This is a genomic window from Martelella sp. UBA3392, from assembly GCF_002358775.1.
In the GTDB taxonomy this organism is placed as follows: Bacteria; Pseudomonadota; Alphaproteobacteria; order Rhizobiales; family Rhizobiaceae; genus Martelella; species Martelella mediterranea.
On sequence record NZ_DEPM01000026.1, the window covers coordinates 20,136 to 46,834 of the forward strand.

Annotated in this window: 25 protein-coding genes; 24 read left to right on the forward strand and 1 reads right to left on the reverse strand. The window is 63.7% G+C overall.

Going from position 1 to position 26,699, the window contains the following annotated elements; translation table 11 throughout:
- From B4E36_RS02210 to B4E36_RS02265, 12 genes are all read left to right on the forward strand, one after another.
- On the forward strand, window positions 1-657 hold a 657-nt coding region (locus B4E36_RS02210), incomplete at its 5' end, for a substrate-binding domain-containing protein (protein ID WP_345899923.1).
- Window positions 658-803: 146 nt separating this feature from the next.
- Complete coding sequence (locus B4E36_RS02215) at window positions 804-1,751, forward strand: sugar-binding protein (RefSeq protein WP_345899924.1); 948 nt, start codon at window positions 804-806, stop codon at window positions 1,749-1,751.
- Window positions 1,752-1,848: 97 nt separating this feature from the next.
- Window positions 1,849-3,351 (forward strand): sugar ABC transporter ATP-binding protein, encoded by a 1,503-nt coding sequence (locus B4E36_RS02220; RefSeq protein WP_292057871.1) that lies wholly within the window; start codon window positions 1,849-1,851, stop codon window positions 3,349-3,351.
- 11 nt (window positions 3,352-3,362) lie between these two features.
- Window positions 3,363-4,364 carry an ABC transporter permease gene (locus B4E36_RS02225; protein WP_033410071.1) on the forward strand — a complete coding sequence of 334 codons (1,002 nt, stop codon included), beginning with the start codon at window positions 3,363-3,365 and terminating at the stop codon, window positions 4,362-4,364.
- A 213-nt stretch (window positions 4,365-4,577) separates the two neighbouring features.
- A complete protein-coding gene (locus B4E36_RS02230; protein WP_292057873.1) occupies window positions 4,578-4,886 on the forward strand; it encodes a hypothetical protein in 309 nt (102 codons plus the stop codon).
- A gap of 249 nt (window positions 4,887-5,135) precedes the next feature.
- Window positions 5,136-6,089: a LysR family transcriptional regulator gene (locus B4E36_RS02235; protein ID WP_292057876.1), complete on the forward strand. Its 954-nt coding sequence runs from the start codon at window positions 5,136-5,138 to the stop codon at window positions 6,087-6,089.
- 160 nt (window positions 6,090-6,249) lie between these two features.
- Complete coding sequence (locus B4E36_RS02240; RefSeq protein ID WP_292057878.1) at window positions 6,250-7,797, forward strand: sulfatase; 1,548 nt, start codon at window positions 6,250-6,252, stop codon at window positions 7,795-7,797.
- Window positions 7,798-7,799: 2 nt separating this feature from the next.
- Entirely contained in the window at window positions 7,800-9,134 is a 1,335-nt protein-coding gene (locus tag B4E36_RS02245) for an extracellular solute-binding protein (RefSeq protein WP_292057880.1), read from the forward strand.
- A 56-nt stretch (window positions 9,135-9,190) separates the two neighbouring features.
- Window positions 9,191-10,114, forward strand: a complete 924-nt coding sequence (locus B4E36_RS02250; protein ID WP_292057882.1) for a carbohydrate ABC transporter permease — start codon at window positions 9,191-9,193, stop codon at window positions 10,112-10,114.
- Window positions 10,111-10,938 carry a carbohydrate ABC transporter permease gene (locus B4E36_RS02255; RefSeq protein ID WP_292057885.1) on the forward strand — a complete coding sequence of 276 codons (828 nt, stop codon included), beginning with the start codon at window positions 10,111-10,113 and terminating at the stop codon, window positions 10,936-10,938. The genes B4E36_RS02250 and B4E36_RS02255 overlap by 4 nt, the downstream gene beginning before the upstream one ends.
- 7 nt (window positions 10,939-10,945) lie before the next feature.
- A complete protein-coding gene (locus tag B4E36_RS02260) occupies window positions 10,946-12,061 on the forward strand; it encodes an ABC transporter ATP-binding protein (protein ID WP_292057887.1) in 1,116 nt (371 codons plus the stop codon).
- 8 nt (window positions 12,062-12,069) lie between these two features.
- Window positions 12,070-13,032 carry a DUF4432 family protein gene (locus B4E36_RS02265; RefSeq protein WP_292057889.1) on the forward strand — a complete coding sequence of 321 codons (963 nt, stop codon included), beginning with the start codon at window positions 12,070-12,072 and terminating at the stop codon, window positions 13,030-13,032.
- A 32-nt stretch (window positions 13,033-13,064) separates the two neighbouring features.
- On the opposite strand, the gene B4E36_RS02270 is transcribed toward B4E36_RS02265, so the two are convergent.
- On the reverse strand, window positions 13,065-14,000 hold the full coding sequence (locus tag B4E36_RS02270) for a LysR family transcriptional regulator (RefSeq protein WP_345899925.1): 936 nt from the start codon (window positions 13,998-14,000) through the stop codon (window positions 13,065-13,067).
- A gap of 153 nt (window positions 14,001-14,153) precedes the next feature.
- Here B4E36_RS02270 and B4E36_RS02275 point away from each other — a divergent pair, with 153 nt between their 5' ends.
- The 12 genes from B4E36_RS02275 (at window position 14,154) to B4E36_RS02330 (ending at window position 26,691) form a co-directional block, all read left to right on the forward strand.
- Window positions 14,154-15,146, forward strand: a complete 993-nt coding sequence (locus tag B4E36_RS02275) for a Bug family tripartite tricarboxylate transporter substrate binding protein (protein ID WP_345899926.1) — start codon at window positions 14,154-14,156, stop codon at window positions 15,144-15,146.
- A 53-nt stretch (window positions 15,147-15,199) separates the two neighbouring features.
- The gene (locus tag B4E36_RS02280) at window positions 15,200-15,721 is read left to right on the forward strand and encodes a tripartite tricarboxylate transporter TctB family protein (protein ID WP_292057894.1); all 522 of its coding nucleotides are present in this window, start codon (window positions 15,200-15,202) and stop codon (window positions 15,719-15,721) included.
- Window positions 15,722-15,762: 41 nt separating this feature from the next.
- The gene (locus B4E36_RS02285; protein WP_345899927.1) at window positions 15,763-17,301 is read left to right on the forward strand and encodes a tripartite tricarboxylate transporter permease; all 1,539 of its coding nucleotides are present in this window, start codon (window positions 15,763-15,765) and stop codon (window positions 17,299-17,301) included.
- A gap of 4 nt (window positions 17,302-17,305) precedes the next feature.
- Window positions 17,306-17,461, forward strand: coding sequence for a hypothetical protein (locus B4E36_RS02290; RefSeq protein ID WP_292057898.1), 156 nt, complete (start codon window positions 17,306-17,308; stop codon window positions 17,459-17,461).
- A 177-nt stretch (window positions 17,462-17,638) separates the two neighbouring features.
- Entirely contained in the window at window positions 17,639-19,180 is a 1,542-nt protein-coding gene (locus B4E36_RS02295) for a sulfatase-like hydrolase/transferase (RefSeq protein WP_292057900.1), read from the forward strand.
- Window positions 19,181-19,567: 387 nt separating this feature from the next.
- Window positions 19,568-20,347 carry a 3-oxoadipate enol-lactonase gene (gene pcaD, locus B4E36_RS02300; RefSeq protein ID WP_292057901.1) on the forward strand — a complete coding sequence of 260 codons (780 nt, stop codon included), beginning with the start codon at window positions 19,568-19,570 and terminating at the stop codon, window positions 20,345-20,347.
- A gap of 131 nt (window positions 20,348-20,478) precedes the next feature.
- Window positions 20,479-21,156, forward strand: coding sequence for a DUF4129 domain-containing protein (locus tag B4E36_RS02305; RefSeq protein WP_292057903.1), 678 nt, complete (start codon window positions 20,479-20,481; stop codon window positions 21,154-21,156).
- A complete protein-coding gene (locus B4E36_RS02310; protein ID WP_345899928.1) occupies window positions 21,153-22,505 on the forward strand; it encodes a hypothetical protein in 1,353 nt (450 codons plus the stop codon). The genes B4E36_RS02305 and B4E36_RS02310 overlap by 4 nt, the downstream gene beginning before the upstream one ends.
- On the forward strand, window positions 22,459-23,415 hold the full coding sequence (locus B4E36_RS02315; RefSeq protein ID WP_345899929.1) for a MoxR family ATPase: 957 nt from the start codon (window positions 22,459-22,461) through the stop codon (window positions 23,413-23,415). Before B4E36_RS02310 ends, B4E36_RS02315 begins: the two co-directional genes overlap by 47 nt.
- Entirely contained in the window at window positions 23,415-24,728 is a 1,314-nt protein-coding gene (locus B4E36_RS02320) for a DUF58 domain-containing protein (RefSeq protein WP_292057907.1), read from the forward strand. Before B4E36_RS02315 ends, B4E36_RS02320 begins: the two co-directional genes overlap by 1 nt.
- Window positions 24,725-25,762: a stage II sporulation protein M gene (locus B4E36_RS02325; protein WP_292057909.1), complete on the forward strand. Its 1,038-nt coding sequence runs from the start codon at window positions 24,725-24,727 to the stop codon at window positions 25,760-25,762. The genes B4E36_RS02320 and B4E36_RS02325 overlap by 4 nt, the downstream gene beginning before the upstream one ends.
- A complete protein-coding gene (locus tag B4E36_RS02330) occupies window positions 25,759-26,691 on the forward strand; it encodes an RDD family protein (RefSeq protein WP_345899930.1) in 933 nt (310 codons plus the stop codon). Before B4E36_RS02325 ends, B4E36_RS02330 begins: the two co-directional genes overlap by 4 nt.
- The last annotated feature ends 8 nt before the right edge of the window (window positions 26,692-26,699 follow it).

Consider the following 26,699-nt stretch of genomic DNA (forward strand, 5'->3'; position numbering starts at 1 on the left):
CCGGTCATGACCATCGACGCCGATTTCCTTGAGCAGGATCGCGATCTGCGCAAGACCTATCTCGGCACGGACAACTACCTGATGGGCGTCAAAATGGCGGAAGAGGCGAAAAAGCTCCGCGCTGACGGCGGCACGGTCTGCCTCCAGCTCGGCAATGTCGCCGCCGACAATATCAATGCCCGCGCCCAGGGCTTCCGCGACACGATCGCGGGCGAGAAGAATGTCGACCGGCTCTCCGGCCAGAACGGCTGGACCGAGATCGAGGGTTGCCCGGTCTTCACCAATGACCAGGCCGATCTCGCCAACCAGCAGATGTCGGATGTGTTCACCGCCAATCCGGATCTCGACGCCTTCATCCTGATCGGCGGCTGGGCGCAGTTCGCCCCGCAGGCCTATACCCAGGTGACGGACCAGGTGATGGACAGGCTGAAATCCAAGGACCTGATCATCATCGCCGGCGACACGCTGCCGCCGCAGACCAAGGCCTTCCGCGAGGGACGCAGCCATGTGCAGGTCGGCCAGCGTCCGTTCGAGATGGGCTATCGCGCGCCCGACGTCATGATCCAGCTGATCAATGGCGAAAAGGTCGATGATCCGCTGTTCACCGGGCTCGACGTCTGCACCGCGGACGAACCCGGCTTTTGCGAGAACAACTGAGACCCCGGCGGGCGGCTTGCTCTTCACGCAGTCGCCCGTCCGCACCGTCGCATGCCACGGCGTCGAGCAAGGCCCGCTGCGGCGTTGTCGTGCGTCATTTTCAACCTGGTAAGCGATCCTGGAGGAGAGGGTCGCGGGAGGACATCATGAACAAGACATCCATACTCCTGGCTGCAGCGGGCTTCGCTGTAACCGCAACAACCGCAATGGCCGACGACAAACCGCAGCTCGCCTTCGTCGTCAATGCCGCATCGGACTTCTGGAAACTGGCCGAGGCAGGCGTCAACGCGGCGCAGGCCGAGCTTCCGGGCTACGAGCTGCAGTTCCGCTATCCGGCGCAGGGCACCGCCGCCCTGCAGAATGCCCTGATGGACGATCTGGTCGCCGCCGGCACGGACGCGATCATGATCTCGTCGGCCGATCCGAAGAATTCGATCGACGCCTTCAACCGCATTGCCGCGCAGGTGCCGCTGTTCACCACCGACAGCGACGCGCCGCAATCCGACCGGATCGCCTATCTCGGCTCGTCGAACACCGCCGCCGGCATGCAGGCCGGTGAAATCGCGGTCGGCGCGATGCCGGATGGCGGCAAGTGCATGGGCTTTGTCGGCTTTCTCGGCGCGGATAATGCCAGGGAACGCATCGCGGGCTTCCGCCAGGCGGTCGAAGGCAAGGGCATAGAACTGGTGGATGTGCGCGGCGATGATGTCGACTTCGCCCGCGCTCGCTCCAATGTCGATGACGTGCTGGCCGCAAGCCCCGACATCAACTGCATGGTGGGTTTTTATTCCTATAATCCGCCCAAGATCTACGAAGCGCTGCAGGCGGCGGGCAAGCTGGGCGACATCACCGTCGTCGCCTTCGACGAGGACCCGATCACGCTTGGCGCCGTTCGCGAAGGCTCGTTTGCGGGCACCGTCGTGCAGGACCCCTACCAGTGGGGCTATCAGGGCATGAAGCTGATGGCGTCCTATCTGGAGGGCGACCGATCGGAAATCCCGGCGGACGGGCTGATCATCGTGCCGACCAAGATCATCGACCAGGACAATGTCGATGCCTTCGAGGCCGAGCTCAAGAAGCGCATCAACGGCTAGCACGGGAAATGCGGCGTCCCTCCTGTCGCCACAGGCATTTCCCGCCCGTGCGGACATCGTCGTCCGCACGGGTCAATCGGACGCATTTGAGGTAGCGATGGCACGGATCGGCAACCCCATTTCCCTGACGTTGAGCGGCATCACCAAGGTCTATTCCAGCGCGATTGCCCTCAACGACGTCTCGCTGGAGATCGCCGGCGGCGAGGTGGTCGGCCTGATCGGCGAGAACGGCGCCGGCAAGTCCACGCTGATGAAGGTTCTCGGCGGCGCGATCCGGCCGGACCACGGCGCAATCGTCATTGAGGGCCACCGCATGGAAAGCCTGACGCCCGCCCGCGCGCTTTCGCATGGCATAGCCTTCGTGCACCAGGAACTGAACCCGTTCTCAAATCTCGATGTGACCGGCAACGTGATGCTGGGTCGGGAAATGCGCAAGGGCCTGTTCGGCTTCATCGACCGCGCGGCGATGGAAGACCGCGTCCGGCCGTTGCTCGCCCTGCTCGGCACGCGCTTCGGCCCGTCGGATCCGGTCGCGGAGCTTCCGCTTGCCGAACAGCAATTGCTGGAAATCGCGCGGGCGCTTTCCACCAATGTGCGCCTGCTGATCCTGGACGAGCCGACATCGAGCCTGACCGTTTCGGAGACGCAGCGCCTGCTGGACATCATCCGGCTTCTGCGCGACCAGGGCGTCGCCGTCCTGTTCATTACCCATCGTCTTGGCGAAATAGAGCAGGTCGCCGATCGGGTCGTCGGTCTGCGCGATGGCAGGAATGCCGGCGACCTCGTCGGCGCCGATATCCGCAAGGATGCGATGGTGCGCCTCATGATTGGCCGTCCGGTCTCGGAATTCTATGAAAAGCCCGATGCCGAGCGCGGGCCTATCGTGCTCGAGGCGCGGGGCCTGCGCACCACCGCCTATCCGCATGAAAGCGTCGATCTTGCGTTGCGCGGCGGCGAAATCCTCGGGCTTGCGGGGCTTGTGGGCGCGGGGCGCACGGAGCTTGCCCGCGCCATCTTCGGCATCGATCCGATCGAAGCCGGAACGGTGACCGTCGAGCGAAAACCGGTTGCGCCGGGCTCGGTGCCGGCCGCGATCAGGGCCGGGATCTGTCTTGTGCCGGAAGACCGCAAGTCGGAAGGCCTGTTTCTCGACTTTACGATCGCCGGGAATATCGCGATGCCGAACCTTGCCGCATTGTCGCGACGCGGTTTCGTCGACCGGCGGGCCGAGCTCGCTCTGGCGGTCGACGCGCGCGACAACCTGGCGATCAAGGCCAGCCGGCTCGACCGGCCCGCCGCGGAGCTTTCGGGCGGCAACCAGCAAAAGATCGTGCTGGCGAAATGGCTGGCCACACGGCCGAAAGTCATCATCCTGGATGAGCCGACGCGGGGGATCGATGTCGGCGCCAAGGCGGAGGTCTACCGTCTGATGCGCGAACTCGCCGCGAACGGCACGGCGCTTCTGATGATCTCCTCGGACATGGAGGAGGTGATCGGCGTATCGAGCCGCGTCGCCGTGATGAGCCACGGCCGCATCGCCGGAATCCTGGAACATGAGGCGCTGTCGGAGGAAAACATCCTGCGCCTTGCCGTCGGATAGGGGGTATGACAATGCATAGAAAAGATATCGGGCTCGCGGTTCTGGTCATCTGCGTCGGAGCGATCGTGGCGCTGGTCAATCCGCGCTTCCTGTCGCCGATCAACCTTGCGAACACGGCCAACCTGATCGGGCTTTTCGGTCTGTTTTCCATCGCCGAAGCCTTCGTCATCGTGACCGGCGGGATCGAGCTTTCGGTCGGCTCCGTCATCGCGCTTCTGGGGGTGATCTTCATCGATCTGATCGCGACCCATGGCGTGGCATGGCCGGTTGCGCTCGCGATTGTTCTTGTGCTCGCCGTTTTCATCGGCCTGCTGCACGGCCTCTTGGTAACCAGGCTGAAGCTCCAGCCCTTCGTGGTGACCCTGTGCGGGCTGCTGATCTATCGCGGCATTGCCCGTTTCTACACCCGCGACGGCACGGCAGGCTTCACCTTCGGAACCGATTTTCCGGCGCTCGAATATCTCGTCGCCGGCCGCAGCTTCGGCATCCCGCACTCCGTGATCGCCTTCGCCCTCGTCGCCGTCGTCTCGTGGTTTGTCCTGCATCGCACCGTATTCGGCCGTCATCTCTTCGCCGTCGGCAAGAACGAGGAGGCGGCGCGCTATTCCGGGATCAATACGCGCCGGGTGATCGTCTCGGCCTATGTGCTGTGCATGCTGCTGACCGGCCTGTCCGCGGTGTTCTTCGCGATGTACACACGCTCGGTGCAGCCGGCATCGCACGGCAATTTCTACGAGCTTTACGGGATTGCCGCCGCCGTGCTTGGCGGGTTTTCGCTGCGCGGCGGGGAGGGCTCGATCATCGGCGTCGTGCTTGGCGTCATCCTGCTTCAGGTGCTGCAGAACCTCGTCAACCTTCTCGGCATTCCCTCATCCCTGAATTTCGCGGTCATGGGCAGCGTCATCCTGGCAGGCGTGATCGCCGACACGCAATTTTCCGCCTATCGCGAAAGACGCCGGCATCAGGCGGCGATGTCTTTGCTTGATAAAGCCGCAACGGCGCCTGGAGACTAGCAACCGGATGGTCAGGCTCGGACGAAGCGCCGCGAGCACCGCTCAGAACCGGCTCGCCACTGCGGCTGCGTCTCTTGCCAGTTCCTCGATCCGCTGCTCCACAAGAGGGGGCCGGCCGAGACTTGGCGCCGCTACGCGATCTCCGAATATGACTATGCGACACGCGAGGCACGAAAGATCATCGGCAACCCGCAGGAAGACGCGCGGCTGATCATGATCCGGGACCAGCGCTGGAAATATGTCCATGCCGAAGGCTTCCGGCCGATGCTGTTCGACCTTGAGGCGGACCCGCTGGAACTGAACGATCTGGGCGGAAGCGACCAGGAGGAGCACGTCTTGCAGCGGGCGACCATGGCGCAGGCCCTGTTCGCCTGGTCACGGCAACACCACAACCGCATCACCCTTTCGCCCGATCGGATCGAGGCAATGACGGGCGGGGAACCGCCCGGCATTCTGATCGGCTTCTGGGACGAACAGGAATTCGAGGCCGAATTCGGAAAGCCGTTCGCGGACCGTCCATAGGGCTTCCGGGATCACCGCCGTCAGGACCTTCTCGGCCATGCGATGCGGTTCGAGGAAGATCGGGAAATGGCAGCCGGCGCGAAGCTTCGGTATGCGCGGCTCGAGGGTGCGCCGCCGATTCGATTGCGGGCCCAGTTGTTTGATCCTTCAGCGGAAGCGGGCCGGTTTGCTCAAACCGGTTCCTGCGATATCCTCTGGTTATCCTTTCTGCCGCAGTCTATCCTCGATCCGCAAAGAGGAGGAGCGGTAATGCACGACATCTGGCGGTTTCAGCATTTTCTCGGCGTGGTCGATGCCGGCAGCTTTCACGGCGCCGCGCGGGCGATGAATATCAGCCAGCCGGCCCTGACGAAATCGATCCGGCTTCTGGAGGAGGCGTTCGGGGCCGAGCTGTTCCTGCGCCTGCCGCGCGGCGTCCGGCTGACGGAAGCAGGCGAGATGATGCATATCCGCGCCCGCGAGGTCGAGGCCGCCTGGAACGCGGCCATTGTCGAGGTTGGCGCGCAGTCGAACGGGCTCGGCGGAACGATGCGCATCGGCGGCGGGCCCGTCTACTCGTCCGTCCACTTTCCCAACATGCTCGCCGACCTCCGCCGGCGTTTCCCGCATCTGAAGGTGCAGGTATCCACCGGCGTGGGCAGCGAATTGCTGCCGTTGCTGAAATCGGGCGACATCCGCGTTTATGCGGGCGGCATTCCGCGCACGGAGGGCGGCACCCTCAATCTCGGAGCCGCGTTCAGGACCATCGAACTCTACCAGCAGCAGAACGCGATCTTCGCTTCCAGCCAGCATCCGCTGTTTCAAAAGGATCGCGTCGAGCCGGCCGACACGCTGGATTATCCATGGCTGTGCCTTTTCAGCGGCCAGCAGGCGAACATCCAGATCCGCGACTATTTCGAGGCCCGCGGCCTGCCCGAGCCCCGCGTGGCGCTGGAATCCCATTCCTTGCAGATCGCCTTCAAGATGATCGCGGAGCACCAGTTCATCGGCTGCATGCCGGTGCCTCTCAGCGCGACCTCGGAAGGGCGCGACCTGAAGGAAGTTGCGCTTGACGGCTTTCGCTGGAGCATCCCGACCGGGATCACGTTTCACCGGAGTTTCGCGGATTTCGCGCCGATCACCCAGATGATCCGTTCCCTGAAGGCGGTGACGGAGCCGCTGCGGGAACGAGAGGAATTACCCGCTCCCCGCATACGTCCCTGACGCTATCAAGACGAAGCCTCATTGCCGGAATGTTCTCGCTCCCGCCGATGGAGACGGTGCTGCCCGAGCGAATAGCGATATCTCAGGGTTATCGCTATTCGCTCCGAAGGTATTTTTCAAAAATTGGCAAATGTCTAGTATCCGGGCAGGGAGATCACTCATGAAGCTTGTATTCGTCCTGTTCGACACGCTGAACCGGTTGGCTTTGGGCACCTATGGCGGTCGCGAGGTTGCGACGCCGAATTTCGATCGCTTCGCCAGGCGGGCGATGACCTTCGACAACCATTATGTCGGTAGTCTCCCCTGCATGCCGGCCCGCCGCGACATGCACACCGGCAGGCTCAATTTCATGCATCGCTCATGGGGCCCGCTCGAGCCCTTCGACAATTCGCTGCCGGCGATTTTGAACAAGGCGAATGTCTACACCCATTTGATCACCGACCATTTCCACTATTTCGAGGATGGCGGCGCGACCTACCACAACCGCTACCGGACCTGGGATCTGGTTCGCGGCCAGGAATTCGACCCGTGGAAAGCGATGGTCGATCCGCCGCTTGAGCGCTTCGCCCAAGACTATTCCGATCTTCATTACAACAAGCCGGGCGAACGAAACCGGCTGCAGCACCAGATCAACCGTTCCTTCATCCGCGATGAGGACGTATTCCCGGGCCCGCAATGCATTACCAAGGGGCTCGAATTCCTCGATTGCAACCGTGACGCCGACAACTGGATGCTGCAGATCGAATGCTTCGACCCGCACGAGCCGTTCCACGTTCCCGAGAAATACCGCAAGGCGCTGCCGACCGATTACGACGGGCCGATCCTCGACTGGCCGCGCTACGGGCCGTGCACCAACACGCCGGAAGAAATCGCCGAGATCAGGGCCAATTACAACGCCCTCGTCGCCATGTGCGACCATCATTTCGGCCGGCTGCTCGATTATTTCGACGCGCACGATCTCTGGAAGGACACCTGCCTCGTTCTGTCGACGGATCACGGTTTTCTGCTGTCCGAGCACGAGTGGTGGGGCAAGAACATTCCGCCCTATTTCGAGGAACTCTCGCATATTCCGCTGATCATGCATCACCCGGCGCATGCCGATCGCGCCGGAACCCGCATCGACGCCCTGACGCAGACCCCCGACCTGATGCCGACCATGCTCGATATTTTCGACCTTGAAGCGCCGCCGGAGACGCGCGGCCGCTCGATCCTCGATCGGCTGGACGGGGATGACGGGGAGCGGGTCATCGCCTTCGGCATGCATGGCGGTCCGGTCGGCCTGACCGACGGCCACCACACCTATTTCCGCTATCCGCCGGATCGTGACGGCCCGGCGCCCGCCGAATACACGCTGATGCCGACCCATCTGAAATCGCTGTTCTCGGTGGAGGAACTCGCGGACGCGACGCTGCATCCGCCGCTTGATTTCACCAAGGGCGCGCCCGTGCTGCGCGTTCCGGGCCTTGTTCCGGCAAAGCGTGGGCCCGGTCTTTACAGCGATCCCTTCGGGCGGTTCGGAACATCTCTTTATGACCTGACCAACGATCCGGGTCAGTCGACGCCTGTCGATGATCCGGCGGTCGTGGCGCGTTTCGAGGATGGCTTGAGGGGCATCCTGAAGGAGCACGACACCACCGATGACTTCTATACGTGGCTGGGGCTCACCGCGCCGGCGCGTTCGTTCGCAAATAAAACGGGAGGAGAATGACAATGCATACAGTTCAACGCATACGCAAACGCATGATGGTGCTTTCAGCGACGGCCGCGATGACGCTCGCAATGGCGGCAGCCGCGCAGGCGCAGGACGGAACGACGCTGCGGGTGCTCATCAACCAGTCGCCCTGGCTCGACGGTTTCATCGCCATGGTGGATGCCTACGAAGAGGAGACCGGCACGCGCTTCGACCTCGACGTGACGCCGTTCGGCGGCATGATGGAAAAGACCCGCAACTCGTTGCGCGCGACCGAGGGCGATTATGACATCGTCAATCTGAACGCGGCCGGCATGGCCGAGATTTACGATGGCGGCTTCCTGAAGCCGCTCAAGGAGATCGATCCGGACTTCAGCCTGCCCGAAAGCGTGCTGACCTTCGGTAGCTCGACCTACTGGAATACCGAAACCCACAGCTTCGACCCGAATGGGACACTCCTGTCCGTCCCGACCAACGGCAACGTCCAGATTTTCTACTATCGCAAGGATCTCTATGAAGAGGCCGGTCTCGAGGTGCCGGTGACCTGGGACGATCTGCTTGCCAATGCCAAGGCCCTGAACGATCCGCCGAACATCTATGGCTTCGTGCCGCGCGCCTCGCGCGATTCGATCCTCTACAATTTCACGCCCTATTTGTTCAGCTACGGGGCGAGTTTCTTCGCCGACCCGGCCAAGGGCGACTTCACGCCGACCATTGCAAGCCAGGAGGGCCTTGCGGCGCTGGAGCAATACATCAAGCTTGGCAAGGAAGCAGGGCCGCCCAATCCGGGCGCGATCGCGCAGGCCGAACTGATTCAGCTTATGTCGACCGGCAAGGCGGCGCAGGCGATCGCGGTGGTTGCCGCCTATTCCTCGCTCACCGATCCGAACAGCTCGATCGTGGCTGACAAGATCGGAACAGCCCTCATACCAGCAGGACCCGGCGGCATGCACGCGTCGGCTGCCGGGCAATGGGTCGGCGGGATTGCGAGCAATGTTCCGGAAAGCCAGCAAAAGGCCGCTCTGGATTTCTTCAAGTGGTTCCTCGAAAAGGAAAACCAGGCCAATTACGTGCTTGACGGCGGCGTTCCGGTTCGTGGCGACCTCGGCGACACGAAGCAGGCGAGCGAGCCGGCCTTCGCCTTCATTCCGGCCTTCTCGGAAAATGCGGCGAATGCGCGGATGAACATGCCGCTGGTCCAGGGCACGCAGATCAGTGATGCGATCTCCGTCCATCTCAACCGTGCGGTCATTGGCGAGATCACGGCGACCGAAGCGCTCAACGCTTCGGCCGACGACATGTACAAGATCCTGACAGGCGCCGGTTACGACGTCAAAGAACCCAACCACCTGTAAATGCGCTGGATCCGGCCCTTGCATCTTCGCAAGGGCCGGACCTTCGGGATATTGCCATGCAGAAACGCAAGTCTGAAGTCGGCCGAACCGGAAAGGCTAACCGCATCTGGATAATATCCTCGCTCGTGCCTGCGGTGGTTCTGCTGGTCGTGCTCACGGTCTATCCGGTGTTCAACCTCGCGGGCCTCAGCCTGTCGAACGTCGAATGGAGCGGTGGTCAGCCGGAGATCAGCTTCATCGGCCTGAAGAATTTCCGCGAGCTCTTCGCCGGCGAGCCGGTCTACTGGGCCGGGGTGAAGAACACGATCATCTTCGCGGTCGCCGCGGTCACGATACAGATGATCGCAGGGTTCTTCATGGCGCTGGCCGTGCGACGGTCTTCGGGCTTCGGCCGGGGCTTGCTGACGGCGATTTTCCTGTTGCCCATCGTCATCCCGCCGATCGTGATCGGCGCCATGTGGCGGCTGATGCTCGGCCGCGACTTCGGTATCGTGAACGGACTTCTCGGCCTATTCGGGCTGGGGCCCGTCGATTTCCTCGGCGACCAGCGGTTCGCGCTTGCCTCGGTCATCGGGGTCGATGTCTGGCACTGGACGCCCTTTGTCTTCCTGCTGTTGCTGACCGGGCTTGAAACCCTCGATGACGAGATCCTCGAGGCCGCGCGGCTCGACGTGAAATCGAAGTGGCAGGAACTCATCCACATCATCATCCCCATGATGATGCCGACCATCCTGATCACGCTCGGCCTCAGGCTGGTGCTGTCGTTCAAGGTTTTCGACGAGATTTTCCTGCTGACGGGCGGTGGGCCCGGCACATCGACAGAAGTCATCAATTTCTCGATCTACCGGACATTCTTCGGTCAGGACCGGGTCGGCATGGGATCGGCGATGTCGCTGCTGACCCTGCTGGCCGTCGCGGTCCTGACGGTCGTGGTCAACCTCGTCATTCGCAGCCGCCGCATGCGCAGGAGCAAGCCATGAGAACACAATCCAGAAGGATTACCGGCGGCGATATGGTCGCCTGGGGCTACGCGCTGCTGATCGTGGGGCCGCTGGTCTGGATCCTGTCGAACTCGTTCAAGCGACCGATCGACATTCTGATGGGCAAGATGGTCGCGCCGGTGACCGATGCCAACTACGTATCGATCCTGTTCTCGCGGCAGTCGGATTTCCTCGCCAACCTGCTCAACAGCGCGATCGTCGCCGTTTCGGCCACGGCGCTGGCGCTTCTGATCGCCACGGTCGCTGCGTTCACGATCGTCCGGCTGAATCCGCCGCGCTGGGTTTCGTTCCTGGTGCTCGGCTGGGCGCTGGTTTTTCACATGCTGCCGACGCTGACATTCGTGGGCTCGTGGTATGTGATGTTTTCGCAGGCGAACCTGCACGGCACCTACCTGGCGCTGATACTCACCCATACTGTGCACATCCTGCCGCAGACCATGTTCCTGATGACGGGCTTCATGCTGGCGATCCCGCGTGAACTCGTCGAGGCCGCCCGGCTTGATGGCTGCAGCTATGGCCAAGTCTTCCGGCGCATCATCCTGCCGCTTTCCTTGGGCGGCATGGCGGCTGCGGGCGCGCTCGCCTTCATCCAGTCCTGGAGCGATTTCGCGATTTCGCTCAACCTCTCCGACCAGCATACGATGACGGCGCCTGTCGCCATCGCCACTTTCGCCCAGGAACACCAGATCCGGTATGGCGAAATGGCTGCGGCTTCGGTCATTTCCATGTTGCCGGCTCTCGTTCTCATCATGTTCGGTCAACGTTTCGTTGTGCGCGGCCTTCTGGCCGGCGCGGTCAAATAGGTGAATCATGGCACACGTCGAACTTCAGAACGTCCGCAAGAGCTACGGCAACGTCACCGTTATTCCAAACCTTGATCTCACCATTTCGTCCGGCGAATTCGTCTGCCTCGTCGGTCCTTCGGGCAGCGGGAAATCGACGCTGCTGAGGATGATCGCCGGCCTGGAGGACATCACCGGCGGCACCATCAGTGTCGACGGCGAGGATATCACCAATACGGACCCGTCCGACCGCGACATGGCGATGGTGTTCCAGACCTACGCGCTCTATCCGCACATGACGGTGGAGCAGAACATGTCCTTCGCGCTCAGAATGCGCGGCGAGGACCGGGCGCTGATCGATCGCCGTGTCGCGGAAGCCGTGAGCATGCTCGGCCTGGAAGGTTTGCAAAAGCGAAAGCCCGGGCAGCTTTCCGGCGGCCAGCGCCAGCGCGTCGCGATGGGGCGCTGCATCGTGCGCAATCCCAAGCTCTTCCTTTTCGACGAGCCGTTGTCCAACCTCGACGCCAAGTTGCGCGCCCAGACGCGGCTCGAAATCCGCCGCCTCCATGGCAAGCTCGGCGCGACCTCGATCTTCGTCACCCACGATCAGGTCGAGGCGATGACGATGGCCGATCGCATCGCGCTCTTGAGCGAGGGCACAATCCAGCAGGTCGGCTCGCCGAAGGAACTCTATCTCAATCCCGCAAACCGCTTCGTCGCCGGCTTCCTCGGCACGCCGGAAATGAACATTTTCCGCGGCACGCTTTCCGTGGAAGACGGGACGGTGAATTTCGACGGACCTGAAGCGATGACGCTGGCGGTCTCACCTGAACGCCTCGCCCTCCTGAAGGAGCGGGTCGGCGCCGGGCAGAGCGTCGATCTGGGCATCCGCCCCGAGCATTTCTCCATCCTCCCCGCGGGCGATGACACCGGCGCGAACATCGTCGTCGATGCGATCGAGTGGCTGGGCCACGAGATCTTCGTGTTTGGCCGGCTTGGCGAAACCGAGATCGCGGTGCGTGCGGCGGAAGGCGACGCCGGCGGCCAGCGCCTGCCGAAGGAGGGCGACACCATCGCGATACAGCCCTCTCAGGATAGCTGGCATCTCTTCGATGCCGATGACGGGCGCAATCTGCTGAACTGAGGCCGAGAATGAAACTCTACGGCAGGAACTGGAAGCGCGACGAACTCGCTGCCTTCGTCCCCGACATCGCCAAGGTCGCCGGCATCAGGCAGCTTGCGGAGACGGATGGCCCGGCAAGCGGCGCCCGCCTGATCCAGATCGACAGCGGTGCGGGCCTCAGGGTCGAACTGCTGCCGGACCGATGCTGCGATATCGGTCAGGTCTGGTGCAATGACGTGCCGTTCGGCTGGGCGGGGCCGATCGGCATGAGCGGAACGGCCTCTGTCGGCGAGAACACCACGCTCTCCGGCCTGATGTCGACCTGCGGCTTCGACCACATTCGCCAGCCTGACACGGATGAGGGCCGCGCCTATCCCCTGCATGGCAGGATGGCGCGCATGCCGGCGCGGATTACCGCCTGCGCCTCCGTATGGGACGGCGATGACTGCACTTTCCGCGTCGTGGCGGAGGCGACCCAGTTCGTTCTCGGGCTCGCGACCGTCAGGCTCGACCGCGAGATCACCGTTCCCCTCGGCGGTCGGTCCCTGACGCTCACCGATCGCGTGACGGTGCTTTCGGGGTCGCTGCCGCTGATGGCGATGTACCACATCAATTTCGGCTTTCCGCTCGCGGGCCCCGGTTCGCGCCTGACGCTTGCCGGAAAGGATGTCCCCGACGCGCTGTCGCCCGATGGCGTCCGCACCCGGCCGTCCGGTGCGGGGCCGGTGCAGGTCGTTCTTGCAGGCTTTGGCGAGGCCGCGCCGCACTTCGCTCTCGATTATGACGGCGACGCGCTTCCCTGCCTGCAGACGCTCCGCAACGCGGCCGACGGCACCAATCTGTTCTGCATCGAACCGGCGACCCACGACAAGAAGCCGCGCGCAGCACTCCGCGAGGCCGGGCTACTTGAACCATCCGGACGCGGCGCCACGCGGGTCTTCAGGCTCCATATGACATTCGATCCCGGCGGACATCCGGCGGGCCGCGTCTGAAAACGCCTCGATCCGAAAAAATGGGCTGGCTCTCAGCGCTTCTGGAGCAGTTCCAGCAGATGGCGGAATGCGGGGTGGCTTTCGACCTCCTGCGGATACATTGCGCCCGCATGCAGCACCCAGTCCTCCGACGTGAAATCCAGCGGAACCAGTCCGCGCCGCGCCGCTTCCTCCGCGATATCGTCGGCGATCACGCCGACGAACTCGGAATTCGCCATCACATTGAGCTGCGCCATCAGCGAGGAAGTCTCGACGAGTTGGATCGGCTTCTTCAGGTCCACGTCTCGAAACTGGCGCTCCAGCATTGCCATCATTCGCGTATCCGTCGTGTAGCCGATCCAGACGCAGGCCGAGAGGTCTTCGAGGGTGAGGTTCATCTTGCCTGCCAGGGGATGGTTCGCATTGGCCCAGAGCCGCCGCCCGGTCGACCAGAGCATGCGGCACGCATAGCCGGGAGGCGGGATGATGCCCTGAAGATCGCAGACCGCGATGTCGATTTCGTGGTTCTCGAGCTGCGGTATCAGCGTGTCGGTGATGCCCGTGGTGAGCTTCACCCGCACGGACGGCTGCGCCTTGACATAGTCGCCGATCACATCCGACAGGCGGTGCCAGGCCCAGACGAAGCCGGCGCCGATCCTGATCTGCGGGCCGGTGTCGGAGAGGAATTCCACGAGCTCCAGCTGGGCATAGCGGGATTGCTGATCGAAGGATTCGTAAAGCGTGTAGAGCTTTTCAGCCGCCGGGGTCGCAACCATGCCCTGGGGCGTCCGCTCGAACAATTTGGCGCCGACGGATGCCTCGATCTGGCGGATGCTCTTGGTCAGCGCCGGCTGGGTCACGCCGGCGACCTGGCTGGCCTTGCGCAGGTTGCCCTGGCGGTAAACCGCGGCGAAATGCTGATACTGGCGGGAAAGCAGAAAACGCATGGTGCGGCAAAGACTCCGGTTGGCAGCGGTTTCGGCTAGCATGGCGAACCCGCCTCATCAATAAAAGTAAACGATGATTTCCGAATTGGAATTAGAAAATTGATATCGCCTTGATTAACGTCATCTTCCTAAGCTCGGCCGGCGGAGCGCGACGGGGTCTGCGCTCGCCGGTTCGTTACCAAGGGAGGAATTTGAATGTCTTTGCTCAAGAAGAGCCTGCTCGTTGTTTCCGCCATCGCCTTGATGAGCGGATCGGCCCTGGCCGATTTCCCGGACCGCAAGGTGCAGGTCGTCTACCCCTGGGCGGCGGGGACGCCGACCTATGGTGTCAGCCAGCTGATCGCCGAGGCCATGTCCAAGCAGCTCGGCCAGGCCATGCCGGTGGTTGCCAAGCCGGGCGCGAACGGGGTTCTCGCCATGAAGTCGTTTCTCGACGAACCGGCTGACGGCTACACGATCATGGACGGTTATGTCGCGCCGCTCGTCATCTCTCCGATCTTCGGCAAGGCTGACTGGACCTGCGCCGATTTCACCCCGCTCTATGCGGCCACGGCCAACGGGTTCGCGATCGCCATGCGGCCCGACGAGACCCGCTGGTCGGATTTCCCGTCATTCATCGAATATCTGAAGGCCAATCCGGCAAAGACCGCCTATAACGGCTCGGGCACCTCGCTTCCGCACCTGATCGCCGCCAGCGTCATGCAGAAGATGGACACCGTCTCGCGCGCCGTGCCCTACGACGATCTGGCGCTCGGCGTGAAGGATCTGCGCAACGGCATTCTCGACTGGATCATCATCAACCCGGGCGTCTACGAGGCCAACAAGGATCAGCTCAAGGTGCTGATGACGCTCTCCGACACCGAGGATGCGAGCGAGACCTATGGCGGCGCGCCGCGGCCCTCCGATTTTGGCCTCGATATCGGCGTCACCGGTCTGGCGCCGGCGGGCTGGGACTGGTGGCTGGTGCGCTCCGACACGCCCGCCGACCGGGTGGAGGTATTGCGCAACGCCATGAAGTCGGCGATGACCGACCCCGAGGTTCTAAAGAGCATCAAGGCGGTGGGTTTCCAGCCGCTCGGTTACGCGCCGGATGAATATCTTCAGACCTGCGACAGCGTCCGCTCCCAGCTCGAGAGCGGCGTCAAGGCGGTCGAGTGGGAAACCAAGGCCATCCGTGCCGCCAACTGATCGAACGCCCGCCGGGCCCGGTCACGGCCCGGCGGGACTTCATTGGAGACATCATGTCGTCATCGCGTGAAAAGGCCCTGTTGTTCCTGCCGGTCGCATTCTTCTTCGCGATCGCGGGCATCGTGTTCTGGCAGACCAGCACCGTCTTCGTGGAGATGGATGCGGCCGGCGGGCCGCCGCAATACAATGCCGCTCTCGTGCCGGACGGCCTCGCATGGCTGCTGGTGATCTTCGGCGTCGTCCAGGCGGTGCGGATTCTGATCGGCCAGGAGCGTTTCAGCGATGGCTCGGTTCCGGCACCCGACGGTTCGCCCGGACCGGAAGAGAGCTTCCTGCTTTTGAGGGCGGCGATGAGTTTCGCCGCTCTGGTCGCCTTTACCGCGGTGCTGCCGGTGATCGGCTTCTACCTCGCCATGCCGGCGCTGATGTTCGTGCTGATGCTGATCCTCGGAAACCGTTCGCCGGTCACGCTGGTCGCCGCGTCGCTGCTGACCACTCTGGCCGCCGGCTATGTTTTCGGCGCGCTCCTGAATGTCCGGTTGCCCGTCGGCATGTTCGAACTGACCATCTGGTAAGCGGTGCCCGGCCTTAGGTGCCCGGCTTTAGGTGCTATGACATGACATTCGAACCTCTCATCGCCGGTTTCGGCCTGTTCTTTACCGCCTCGTCGCTCCTGGCCATTCTCGCGGGAACGCTGATCGGCCTTATCATCGGCGTGCTGCCCGGGCTCGGGCCGCTGATGGGCATCATCCTGCTGCTGCCGGTCGCCTATCACCTCGAACCGGTCGCGGGCATGGGCCTGCTGATCTCGATCTTCGTCGCCGGCTCCTGCGGCGGCGCGATCTCGGCGATCCTGCTCAGGATACCGGGAACGCCGCTTGCCGCCGCCACGCTTTTGGACGGCTATCCGATGGCCCAGAAGGGGGAGGCCAGGGAAGCCCTGGGCCTCGCCATCGCGGCCTCCGCCTTCGGCGGCATCATCGGCGGCATCGTGCTGGTGTTCTTTTCGCCGGTGCTCGCGGAATTCGCCCTCGGCTTCGCCCCGCCGGAATATTTCGCGCTCGGCGTGACAGGTCTGTTGACCATCGCCGTCGTCAGCCATGAGGCGACGATCAAGGGCCTGATCACCGGTGTCTTCGGCGTGCTGCTGTCGACGATCGGCTACGACCAGTTCACCGATATCGAACGGTTCCAGTTCGGTCTCGACGGGCTTCTGGGCGGCGTCAACATGGTGGCGGTGGTGATCGGCATTTTCGCGATCTCCGAGATCGTGTCGCAGGCGCGGCAGGGCAATTTCAACGTCAAGCCGGATATCGCGATCACGCGGCCGTCCTTCGGGGCGATCCTCCACACGCTGCGGGACTGGTGGAACCTGCTCCGCTCGTCACTGCTCGGCACGTTCTTCGGCGCGCTGCCGGGGCTTGGCGGCGGCTCGTCCTCTTTCATGGCCTATGCCATGGCGCGCGCGCAGTCGAAACGGCCTGAAACCTTTGGCACGGGCAACCCGCAGGGCGTGGTGGCGACGGAAGCGTCGAACAATGCCACGGTCGGCGGCACCCTGATCCCGACGCTCGCGCTCGGCATTCCGGGAGACGCGTCCTCGGCCGTGCTGATGGGTGCGCTGATCATCCTCGGCTTCTTTCCCGGACCGGGCCTGTTCGAGAACAATCTCGATGTGGTCGGCGGTATTTTCCTGTCCTACATGTCGGCGAATATCTACCTGCTGGTGGCGGGCGTGCTCCTGACGCCCGTCTTCATCCTGTTCATCCGGGTGCGGAAGTTCATGCTGCTGCCGGTCGTGGCCCTTCTGTGCGTGCTCGGCGTCTACTCGATTTCATCGTCGATCTTCGACCTCTGGACCGCCCTTGCCTTCGGCGCGATCGGCCTTGCCCTCAGGGTCTTCAACTATCCCCTGCCGCCGATCGTCATCGGCCTCGTCCTCGGCCCGATTTGCGAGCAGAACCTGCGCCGCTCGCTGACGATCTCCGGCGGCGACTGGAGCATTTTCACCGATCGTCCGATCTCGGGCACGATCCTTGCCATCAATGCGCTGCTGATCCTCTGGCTCTGCCTGCCGCGCGGCTGGAAAAGTCGGATGTTCGGTCGGTTTTCGCCACGCCGTCCGGCATCGGATCCCACAAACACTGAGGAGTGAAACCATGACCCGCCCCGACATTATCTTCATCATGTCCGACGATCATGCCTCGCGGGCCACTTCGACCCATGGCGAACTCTTCAAGGCGATGCTCGAAAAGCTCGATGCCAAGCAGGCCGATATCGGCGACGTGCCGGAGCATGGCAGCGCGGCTGCCTGACCGATGAAACCGTCGGCCGGGGCAGGCCGCCCCGGTCTTTGGAAAACACACAAACCGGCTTCGCCCTTGCGACCGGGGCGGCTTTGCATTGCCCCGCGCGACCGGTCAACTTTGTAAAGCGGTCTCTTCGGCGCGACCTCATTTGCCCTGCCGCAGACTGCATGAAAGGAGGCGCCCGTGAGGCTTATCTTCGTTCTGTTCGACTCGCTCAACCGCCTGGCTCTCGGCGCCTATGGCGGCGGCATCGAAACGCCGAATTTCGACCGGCTCGCCGCTCGCGGCGTAACTTTCGACCGCAATTACGTGGGAAGCCTTCCCTGTATTCCGGCGCGGCGCGACCTGCAGACCGGCCGTGCGAACTTCTTTCACCGAAGCTGGGGGCCGATGGAGCCCTATGATGTTTCCTTCTGCGACCTGTTGCGCGAAAGAGGCGTCTACACCCATCTGGTGACCGACCACTTCCACTATTTCCAGGATGGCGGAACCGGCTACCACACGAAATACAACAGCTGGGAGTTCATTCGCGGCCAGGAATATGATGCCTGGAAGGGGCTGGCTAAGCCGCCGCTCGAGAGCTTCCGGCGCGACTATGACGCGCGCCATTACGATCCGGCGAAAAAGCCGGGCCGGGTGCAACACATGATCAACAACATGTACCAGCCGCGCGAGGAGGATTTTCCGATCGCGCAGTGCTTTGCCTCGGCCTTCGATTTCCTCGACGCCAACCGCGCCGCCGACGACTGGATGCTGCAACTCGAACTGTTCGATCCGCACGAACCCTTCCGCGCGCCGGAACGCTTCCGCCGCGAAGGCGACAGCGCATGGCGGGGCGCGGTGTTCAACTGGCCGGACTACAAGCGCGTCAACGAAACCGACGATGAAGTTGCCGAAATCCGGGCGAATTACGCGGCGCTTCTGCGCATGTGCGACGACTATCTCGGCCGCCTTCTCGACTACATGGACGAACACGACATGTGGAAGGACACGGCGATCGTGCTCGGCACGGATCACGGCTTCCTGCTCGGCGAACATGGTTGGTGGGGCAAGGGCCGGATGCCCTATTACGAGGAGATCGTCCACACGCCGTTGATGCTCTGCCACCCGAAAATGCCGGAGCGTGCCGGCGAGCGGGTGGGCGCGCTCACCCAGACCATGGACATCATGCCGACGATCCTCGATCTTTTCGGTATCGAGGCGCCTTCGCCCGTCACCGGTCGCTCCCTGCTCGCGTCGCCCGAACCGGAACGCGTGGTCGCCTTCGGCCTGTTTGGCGGACCGGTGGGTGTGACCGACGGGCGCTACGTCATGCTGCATTATCCGCCGGACGTTCTCGCCGAGGGGCTCCACGAATATACGCTGATGCCGCAGCACATGACCGCTCCGTTCAGCGATGCGGAAATCCGGACGGCCACGCTCTCGCCGCCTTTCAACTTCTGCCGCGACATGCCGCTCCTGAAGGTTGATGCGCTCGCGACCGCCAAACGGCCACCGAACATCAACGGCACTTTCGAAGACCAAGGCTTCCTGTTGTTCGATCTCGAAAGCGACCCGGAGCAGCAGGAGCCAATCCGGGATGCGGCTGTCGAGGCGCGCCTTTATACCGGATTGCGGGACTACATGCTGGCCCATGACGCCCCGGCCGAGGCCTATGCGTGGCAGGGCCTTGAGGCGGCTGAAGATAGCCGCGGGTCGTCCATCGCCGCCGACAAGCAAGCGTGACATTCAGGCTGAAGCCGCCCGGGAAAGCGATCAATTCAGGTTATCGCAAACCGCTCCTTTATGATTGGATCGCGCTCCAGCCTGTTGATAGACATCAAGCCGCCGATCGTGCCGGACGAACGCATTCCCGTGAACCCGATGTGTTTCGGGGGGGGCTTCCCCGGCCCGCCTGCCGGGCAGCGGCCTGGACGTTTTCCGCCAGCGGCGGACGGCTCCCGTGTCATTGTCAAACTCTGCGAAGAAAGCGCCGTGATCTCCCGGGCGGCGTCGACGTGAATCTGTTATCCTGCCTTTCAAAGGCGCTGCGTTGGCCTCGCCGAAGCGGAGGTACGTTGCGGTTTGAGCGCGGCACGCGCGCCTTGCCTGACGACAACCCGGAGCCTGTCCATGCCGCATATCGATCTGCCCTCCCACCGCCTGCACTATCGCATCGACGGTCATGCAGGCCCCTGGCTGGTGTTCTGCAATTCCCTTGGCGCGGATCTGACGATGTGGGATGGGCTGGTGGTCGATCTGAGCGACCGTTTCCGCATCCTGCGCTATGATCGGCGCGGCCATGGCGGCTCCGGCGCGCCCGCCGGCCCGTACGCGATGGATGATCTCGGCGGCGATGTTCTGGCGCTGATGGATGCGCTCGAGATCGACCGCGCGCATTTCTGCGGTCTTTCCATCGGCGGACTGACCGGGCAATGGCTGGCGCTGAACGCACCAGAGCGCTTCGGCCGCGTGGCGCTATGCGCAACCGCCGCCCGGATCGGCAGCGCGGAAAGCTGGAGAGACCGCATCGAAGCCATCCGGGTAAACGGCCTTGCCAGCATGACCGGGGCGACGAGGGAGCGCTGGTTCTCGCCGGAATTTGCGGCGCGGAACCCTGCCGCCGTCGATGCGATCCTCGATCGGTTTGCCGCAACAGACGCCGAGGGCTATGCCGGCTGCTGCGCCGCGCTCGCGCGCGCGGATTTCCGGGATGCGCTGGGCAATATTTCCAATCCCGTTCTCGCTGTCGCAGGCGCCGATGACGCCGTCTGCCCGCCCGCAGATCTCGCAACGATCGCCGACAATGTTCAGGACGGAAAGCTCTGCGTGCTGCCCGGCCGTCACATCGTGAACGTGGAATCGGCGACGGCGTTCAACGACGCGCTCATCGCATTCCTGTCGCAGGACTGAACCAGACCGGCATCCATATCCGCAGTGAGCAAGCCCCCTGCTCTGTAACGCGTTTGAAGCCGCCCCGCACACGTGCTAAAGCCGGACGGATGTTCTCGGGGACAGATTCGATGAAGCCGGAAAGCCGCATATTGTCAGCCATTTATGCGGCTTTGTTGCTGGTCGTCGCAAGTCTTGCGGTCGGTTGTACGGAGGTGACCGACCGTCCGCTCGATCCGCCCCGCGGCCCCTCGGGCGAGGCCTATCTCGAAGCGGTCGAGGGCAAGGGTCTGCAGACCGGCATAAGCTACAGTTCCGGTGAGAAGGAGGCTCCCGCGCTTCCCGACAGGCCGGAGAATGGCAATTTCGACATCGGCAAATCGGCCGGCTGGGCGCTGATCGCGTTTCTGGTGCTGGCTCTGGCGGTTCTTGCCTACCGCTCCCGCAACACGTTTGCGGAACTTGCCGGCTCCAATGGCGGGCGAGCCTTTTCCGCCGCGCCGCGACCAGAACAGCCGGCGCCATCCACGATCGACCACGACCTTATCGAGCGGCTGCGCGGCGAACCGGATCACCGCGAAGGCTTGAGAACCGTGCTTCGGCGTTTTCTCGCGCTTGCGGCTGAGGAAAACAGCATTCCGGTCAAGCGCAGCCTGACCACACGGGAAATCATGCAGCGCCTGCCCGGCGGGTTCGCGCAGCGGGACGCGCTTGAGACGCTGGCCTCAGAGGTCGAGCGCGTCGTTTTCGGCGGCCACCCGATCGAGCCCGCGCAGTATCAGCATTGCCTCGACCTTGCGGCGCCTTTCCTCAGGAGGACCAGGCCATGAGCGAGCGAGCGCAGGACGGCGTGTCCGGCAATTCTTTCCCCCTCGTCATCCTGGCAGGGGTTGTGATCGCCGGGCTCGCGCTGATGTTCCTATCATCCTCTTCGAGCCGCATCGAGCGCAGCGCCATCGGCACGGACGGGCTCGCGATCTGGCTGCAGGACCAGGGCATCGCGGTTGAAAAGACCGCGCCGGAGGAGATCGTCGGGCAAAAGACGCCGATCCTGCGTATTCTGCCGCTCTACGATACCGATCTGACGGTAGGACGTCGGGAAACCGAGGAACTAGAGGCAGGAAGCCCGCGCGCGACGCTTCGAAATCTCTCGCTCGCGGCATTCCGGTCCAAGATCGAAAGCGCGGACACGCTTGTGATCCTGCCCAAGTGGCGCAGCGACATGATCACCAGCGGCACCGCCGATCCCGACGTGCTTATTCCGCCCGGACAGTTGACGATCTTCGGCCTCTGGCGCGGTCCCACGGTCGCGGCGGCCGGCGAAGGCTTTGTGCAAGCGCCCGTCACGAACGAGCAGACAGACGAAATGCTTGCGGGCGAGGCGGCGCTTTATGCGCCGCGCGTGCTCAGCGATATCGTCGTCGATGCCTGCATGCCCATACTCACCCTTGCCGGCAGGGGCACGCTGCTTGCCCGCTGCGATGATCTCTGGGGCGAGAGCAGCAGCTTCTACCTGCTATCCGACCCCGATCTGGTGGACAATCACGGGCTCGCCAATGGCGACAACGCGGATATCGCGGTAGCAATGATCGCGCCGCTTGCCGCGGGCCGTCCGGTCTATATCGATACCACCACCTACGCCAACATCACCGATACAAGCGGGCAGGATCCCCGGACGCGCTCGCTCGCCGACCTCGGCCGGTTCTTCGAATACCCGTTCTCGCTGTTCTGGATCGGTATCGTCATCGCCTCCGGGCTCGCGCTCTGGCGCGGAAGCCGCCGTTTCGGCGCGCCGGTCGGCGAAGCGAATGGCCCCGACATGGCCTCCAAGGCGCGCACCATCGCGGCCTCGGCGCGGCTGTTGCGGCTTGCGGGCAGCCAGAGCGATATCGTTTCGGCCTATATCCGGGCCCGCATGGAGACGCTGGACGGCATCGTGCTTGGCGCCGCGCGCCGACCGATGGCCGCGGACGCGATCGCCTCCGAGATCATCCGCCGCGTCAGACACCGCGTTCCCGAAACCGGCCAGCGTCTGGCGGACGCCTATGGCCAGCTGGCCGGAGACGGCCCCGACACCCATCAGCGCCTTGCGGCGCTCATTCCCTTTGAAGAAGCATTTCAGGAGACCCTCGATGCATTTGGACACGCTTCGCGACCTTCGCGACCGGCTGACCGGTGAGATTGAAAAGGCGGTTCAGGGGCAGGAGGCGATTGTCGAACTCCTGCTGATTTCGCTGTTCGCGCGCGGCCACTGCCTGCTGGAGGGGCCACCCGGTACGGCCAAGACCCTGCTGGCGCGCAGCCTCGCCGCATCGCTGACCCTCGATTTCAAGCGCATCCAGTTCACGCCGGATCTGATGCCGGGGGATGTGACCGGCTCGAACATTTTCGACTTCGATGCCCGGCGCTTCGAACTGATCAAGGGGCCGATCTTCACCGATATCCTGCTGACCGACGAGATCAACCGCGCGCCGCCGAAAACGCAGGCCGCCCTCCTGCAGGTGATGAGCGAGCGCCAGGCGACCATTGACGGCGTGGACCATTCCGTCGGCGACGTCTTCTTCGTGGTCGCGACCCAGAACCCGATCGAGCAGCAGGGCACCTATCCCCTGCCGGAAGCGCAGCTCGACCGGTTTCTGTTCAAGCTGGTCATCGATCACCCGGATGAGGCGGCGGAGTTCGAAATCCTCAAGCGCCACGCCAATCAGGGGCTCGATGCGCATGCGCGACAGGCGGCGATCAAGCCCGTGGCCGGCCTTGAGGAAATCCGCGCCGGACAGGCGCTGATCGACGACATCCGCCTGGACGAGACGATCCTGCGTTACGTTCTGGCGCTGGCACGGGCGACCCGAGAGGATGGCGATATCGCGCATGGCGTGTCGACGCGCGCGGCGGATGCGCTCTGCGGCGCGGTCCGCGCCCGCGCGGCGCTCGACGGACGCGACTATGCGCTGCCCGATGACGTCAAGGGCCTGTTCGTTCCGGTCATGCGCCATCGCATCGTTCTGGGGCCGGCCGCCGAGATCGAGGGCCGCACGCCGAAGGCGGTGCTGGAGGGCATACTCGACAGAACCGAAGCGCCCCGCTGATGCGTCCCTCCGTCCTGCTCCTCGCTCTGGCCTGCGCTCTGGCGGTCTTGACGGTCGCGGTTCTGGCCACGCCCGCGGCTCAAGTCGAGATCGTTGCCGGCGCATGGTTGCTGCTCGGCGCTGCCGTCATCGCGGACTGGGCTCTCAGCCCGGGCGCGCGTCATTTCACCATGGAAATCGGCGCGCCTGCCGAGATCTTTTCGGGCGAGGAAGGGATCGTTGCATTGCGGCTGAAGCACAGGGATGGCGGTCGCGCGGTCGCGCCAACCGCCGGTCGTCTGCGCTGGCCGGAAGGGTTGTCCGGTCCGGGGGATTTCAGGCTCATACCCACGGGTGCGCATATCGCCGCCGCTGATCTTCCCGCCCGCGCGCTGAAACGGGGAAAGTGGCGGATCGCGTCCGTCTCGACGCTGCGCAGGAGCCGTCTCGGCCTTCTTGACCTCATCGCCAATCATCCGCTCGACCGGGAGATCTCCGTCGTTCCGAGCATCCGCGCGATCACCTCGGGCGCGATCGACACGCAGCTCGCCACGACGGAGTTTGGCGCCAAGGCGGCCAGCATTCATGGCGAAGGCTCGGAGTTTCATCAGCTCCGCGAATTCGTGGCCGGGATGGATACCCGGATGATCGACTACAAAAGGAGCGCCCGCCATGGCGGGCTGGTGGCGCGCCAGATGCAGGCGGAGCGCAACCACGCGATCGTGCTGGCGCTCGACAACGGGCATCTGATGCGCGAGCCGATCGACGGGCTCGCCAAGATCGACCACATGATCAACGCATCGCTGGCGCTTGCCTGGGCCGGCATCCAGAGCGGCGACAGGGTCGGGCTGTTCGCCTTTGACGCAAGGCCGCGCCTGTTCGTGCCGCCGATGGAGGGCCGGCGCGCCTTCGCGCAGCTGCGCTCGCACACGGCGGCGCTGGACTACCGGCTGGTGGAGACCAACCACACGCTGGCGCTCAGCCATCTGCACCAGCGCCTGTCCCGGCGCAGCCTGGTTGTCGTGTTCTCCGACTTCGTCGATACCACGACGGCGGAGCTGCTGATTGAAAACGTGCACATGCTGAACCGGCATCATGTGGTCGTCTTCGTCAGCCTGCGCGATCCGCTGCTTGCGGCCTATCACCACAAGTCGGTGAACAGCCTCGCCATGGTCTCCGAGGTGGCGGCCGCCGCCGATCTCGAGCGGGAGCGCCGGCGGGTGCTGAATAGTCTTTCCCGGCTTGGCATCTTCGTCATCGAAACCGCGCCGGGCGGGCTGAGACCGGAACTGATCTCGACCTACCTCTCCATCCGCTCCCGGGAGCTGATATGAAAACATCCGGCGAAACGATCCGTTCAAGCCGTTTTCGCCTGGAACGCGAAAGCGACTGGCTGCGGCTGCAGGCCATTCTGGACCAGGCGGAACGGCGGGGCGTGAAAAGCCTCGCCTTCGAGGATGCCCGCGATCTGGTGACGCTTTACAGGCAGGCGGTGAACGCGCTTTCGGTGGCGCGCGAGATCTCGCTCGACAGCGCGATTGTCGCCTATCTGGAGAGCCTGTGCGCACGGGCCTATCTGGTGGTCTATGCGCCGCGCGCCAGCATTCGCGGCGTGGTCTCCCGCTTCTTCCACCAGGGCGCGCCGCTGGCCTTTCGCCGTTCGGGCATCGAACTCGTACTCGCCTTCGTCCTGATGGTTCTGGGCGGCGTGGCCGCGTTCGCGCTGACGCGAACGGACCCGACCTGGTTCTATGCCTTTGTGCCGGAAGGGCTGGCGGCCGGGCGCGGACCGCAGGCCAGCGCCGATGCGCTGCGCCGGGTGATTTACGACAGCGAACCGGGCGCGATCGAAGAACTCGGCGCCTTCGCGACCTATCTGTTTTCGCACAATACAAGGGTTGCCATCTTCTCCTTCGTTCTCGGCATTCTCGCCTGCGTGCCGAGCGCGCTGCTGATGCTCTACAATGGCAGCGTCATAGGCGCTCTCGGCGCGATCTATGCGGACAAGGGACTGGGACTGGACCTGTTCGCCTGGCTTTCGATCCATGGCGTGACCGAACTTTCGGCCATCGCCATCGCGACGGCGGGCGGCTTTCGACTGGGACGCGCGGTTCTGTTTCCGGGCGAGAAAACGCGCAAGGCCGCGCTCGCCGATGCCGCGCATGATGCGGTCAAGCTGGCCGTGCTTGCCGCCCTGATGCTGGTGGCCGCCGGGCTGCTGGAAGGCTTCGCCAGGCAGCTCGTGACAGCCCCGACGTGGCGGATCGCGATCGGCTGGAGCATCGGCGCGCTCTGGTTTATCTGGCTGCTGGGTGCCGGGCGGCAGACCGGCAACACCCGGGCTGTGGCAACGGAGGCAGCATCATGAGCGCCGAAACAGCCACGATAAAGCCCGGAACTGTCAAAGGCGGACGCAGCGAGAAGGCGAAAGCGGGCGGCCGGCTGCTGACGATCGTGCCGCCCGAAGGCGTGCCGTTCGATCTCAGGATCGCCAGCCTGTTCGCGCGCGCCGGCGCGCAGATCATCGACATCATCATCACTGTAGGCGCCAGCCTGCTGTTGCTGGTGGCGGTGGGGCTGATCGGATCGGTGGATTTTGCGACCGCCACGGCAATCGCATCGCTGATCTTTCTGTTCATCGGGACGCCCTATTATATCCTCGCGGAACTGCTCGCCAACGGGCGCACGCCGGGCAAGAGGCTGCTGGGCATCCGCGCGGTCTCCGTAAAGGGCGGCGGCCTTTCGGTGCATCAGATCGTGGTGCGCAATCTACTCAAGGAAATCGAAATCTTCACGCCGATCCTTCTCCTGCTCGGCGCAACCCCCGATAATCTGCTTGTTCCGTTGTTGGCGCTGGTGTGGCTGATCGTTGTGGTCGCCTTTCCGGCATTCACCGCCCAGAGCCAGCGCATCGGCGACCTGATCGCCGGCACGGCCGTGATCGCAGCGCCCACTGCGGCGCTTCTGCCCGATCTGGCCAGCGCGCCCGCGCCGCCATCGGCCGAGCGTTTCGTCTTCACGCCGGCGCAGATGGACCTTTACGGCGCCTATGAGCTGCAGGTTCTGGAGAAGCTGCTGCGTGGCGAGAGAAACGAGATCAACCGTCCGCGGCTTTCCGATGTGGCCATGCGAATCCGCCGCAAGATCGGCTATGACGAGACCATCGCGCCGCATGAGGAAGAAGCCTTCCTGCAGGCGTTCTACATCGCCCAGCGGGGATATCTCGAACAGAAGAAACTGTTCGGCGACGCGCGCGCCGACAAACACTATGGAAGCGAACATTCGGGTGCCGACTGACGGCATTT

Bases quoted from the DNA above. Each gene is read 5' to 3' on its own strand.
- B4E36_RS02215 (WP_345899924.1), top strand. From the start codon at position 804: ATGAACAAGACATCCATACTCCTGGCTGCAGCGGGCTTCGCTGTAACC.
- B4E36_RS02220 (WP_292057871.1), top strand. From the start codon at position 1,849: ATGGCACGGATCGGCAACCCCATTTCCCTGACGTTGAGCGGCATCACC.
- B4E36_RS02225 (WP_033410071.1), top strand. From the start codon at position 3,363: ATGCATAGAAAAGATATCGGGCTCGCGGTTCTGGTCATCTGCGTCGGA.
- B4E36_RS02230 (WP_292057873.1), top strand. From the start codon at position 4,578: ATGATCCGGGACCAGCGCTGGAAATATGTCCATGCCGAAGGCTTCCGG.
- B4E36_RS02235 (WP_292057876.1), top strand. From the start codon at position 5,136: ATGCACGACATCTGGCGGTTTCAGCATTTTCTCGGCGTGGTCGATGCC.
- B4E36_RS02240 (WP_292057878.1), top strand. From the start codon at position 6,250: ATGAAGCTTGTATTCGTCCTGTTCGACACGCTGAACCGGTTGGCTTTG.
- B4E36_RS02245 (WP_292057880.1), top strand. From the start codon at position 7,800: ATGCATACAGTTCAACGCATACGCAAACGCATGATGGTGCTTTCAGCG.
- B4E36_RS02250 (WP_292057882.1), top strand. From the start codon at position 9,191: ATGCAGAAACGCAAGTCTGAAGTCGGCCGAACCGGAAAGGCTAACCGC.
- B4E36_RS02255 (WP_292057885.1), top strand. From the start codon at position 10,111: ATGAGAACACAATCCAGAAGGATTACCGGCGGCGATATGGTCGCCTGG.
- B4E36_RS02260 (WP_292057887.1), top strand. From the start codon at position 10,946: ATGGCACACGTCGAACTTCAGAACGTCCGCAAGAGCTACGGCAACGTC.
- B4E36_RS02265 (WP_292057889.1), top strand. From the start codon at position 12,070: ATGAAACTCTACGGCAGGAACTGGAAGCGCGACGAACTCGCTGCCTTC.
- B4E36_RS02270 (WP_345899925.1), bottom strand. From the start codon at position 14,000: ATGCTAGCCGAAACCGCTGCCAACCGGAGTCTTTGCCGCACCATGCGT.
- B4E36_RS02275 (WP_345899926.1), top strand. From the start codon at position 14,154: ATGTCTTTGCTCAAGAAGAGCCTGCTCGTTGTTTCCGCCATCGCCTTG.
- B4E36_RS02280 (WP_292057894.1), top strand. From the start codon at position 15,200: ATGTCGTCATCGCGTGAAAAGGCCCTGTTGTTCCTGCCGGTCGCATTC.
- B4E36_RS02285 (WP_345899927.1), top strand. From the start codon at position 15,763: ATGACATTCGAACCTCTCATCGCCGGTTTCGGCCTGTTCTTTACCGCC.
- B4E36_RS02290 (WP_292057898.1), top strand. From the start codon at position 17,306: ATGACCCGCCCCGACATTATCTTCATCATGTCCGACGATCATGCCTCG.
- pcaD (WP_292057901.1), top strand. From the start codon at position 19,568: ATGCCGCATATCGATCTGCCCTCCCACCGCCTGCACTATCGCATCGAC.
- B4E36_RS02310 (WP_345899928.1), top strand. From the start codon at position 21,153: ATGAGCGAGCGAGCGCAGGACGGCGTGTCCGGCAATTCTTTCCCCCTC.
- B4E36_RS02315 (WP_345899929.1), top strand. From the start codon at position 22,459: ATGCATTTGGACACGCTTCGCGACCTTCGCGACCGGCTGACCGGTGAG.
- B4E36_RS02320 (WP_292057907.1), top strand. From the start codon at position 23,415: ATGCGTCCCTCCGTCCTGCTCCTCGCTCTGGCCTGCGCTCTGGCGGTC.
- B4E36_RS02325 (WP_292057909.1), top strand. From the start codon at position 24,725: ATGAAAACATCCGGCGAAACGATCCGTTCAAGCCGTTTTCGCCTGGAA.
- B4E36_RS02330 (WP_345899930.1), top strand. From the start codon at position 25,759: ATGAGCGCCGAAACAGCCACGATAAAGCCCGGAACTGTCAAAGGCGGA.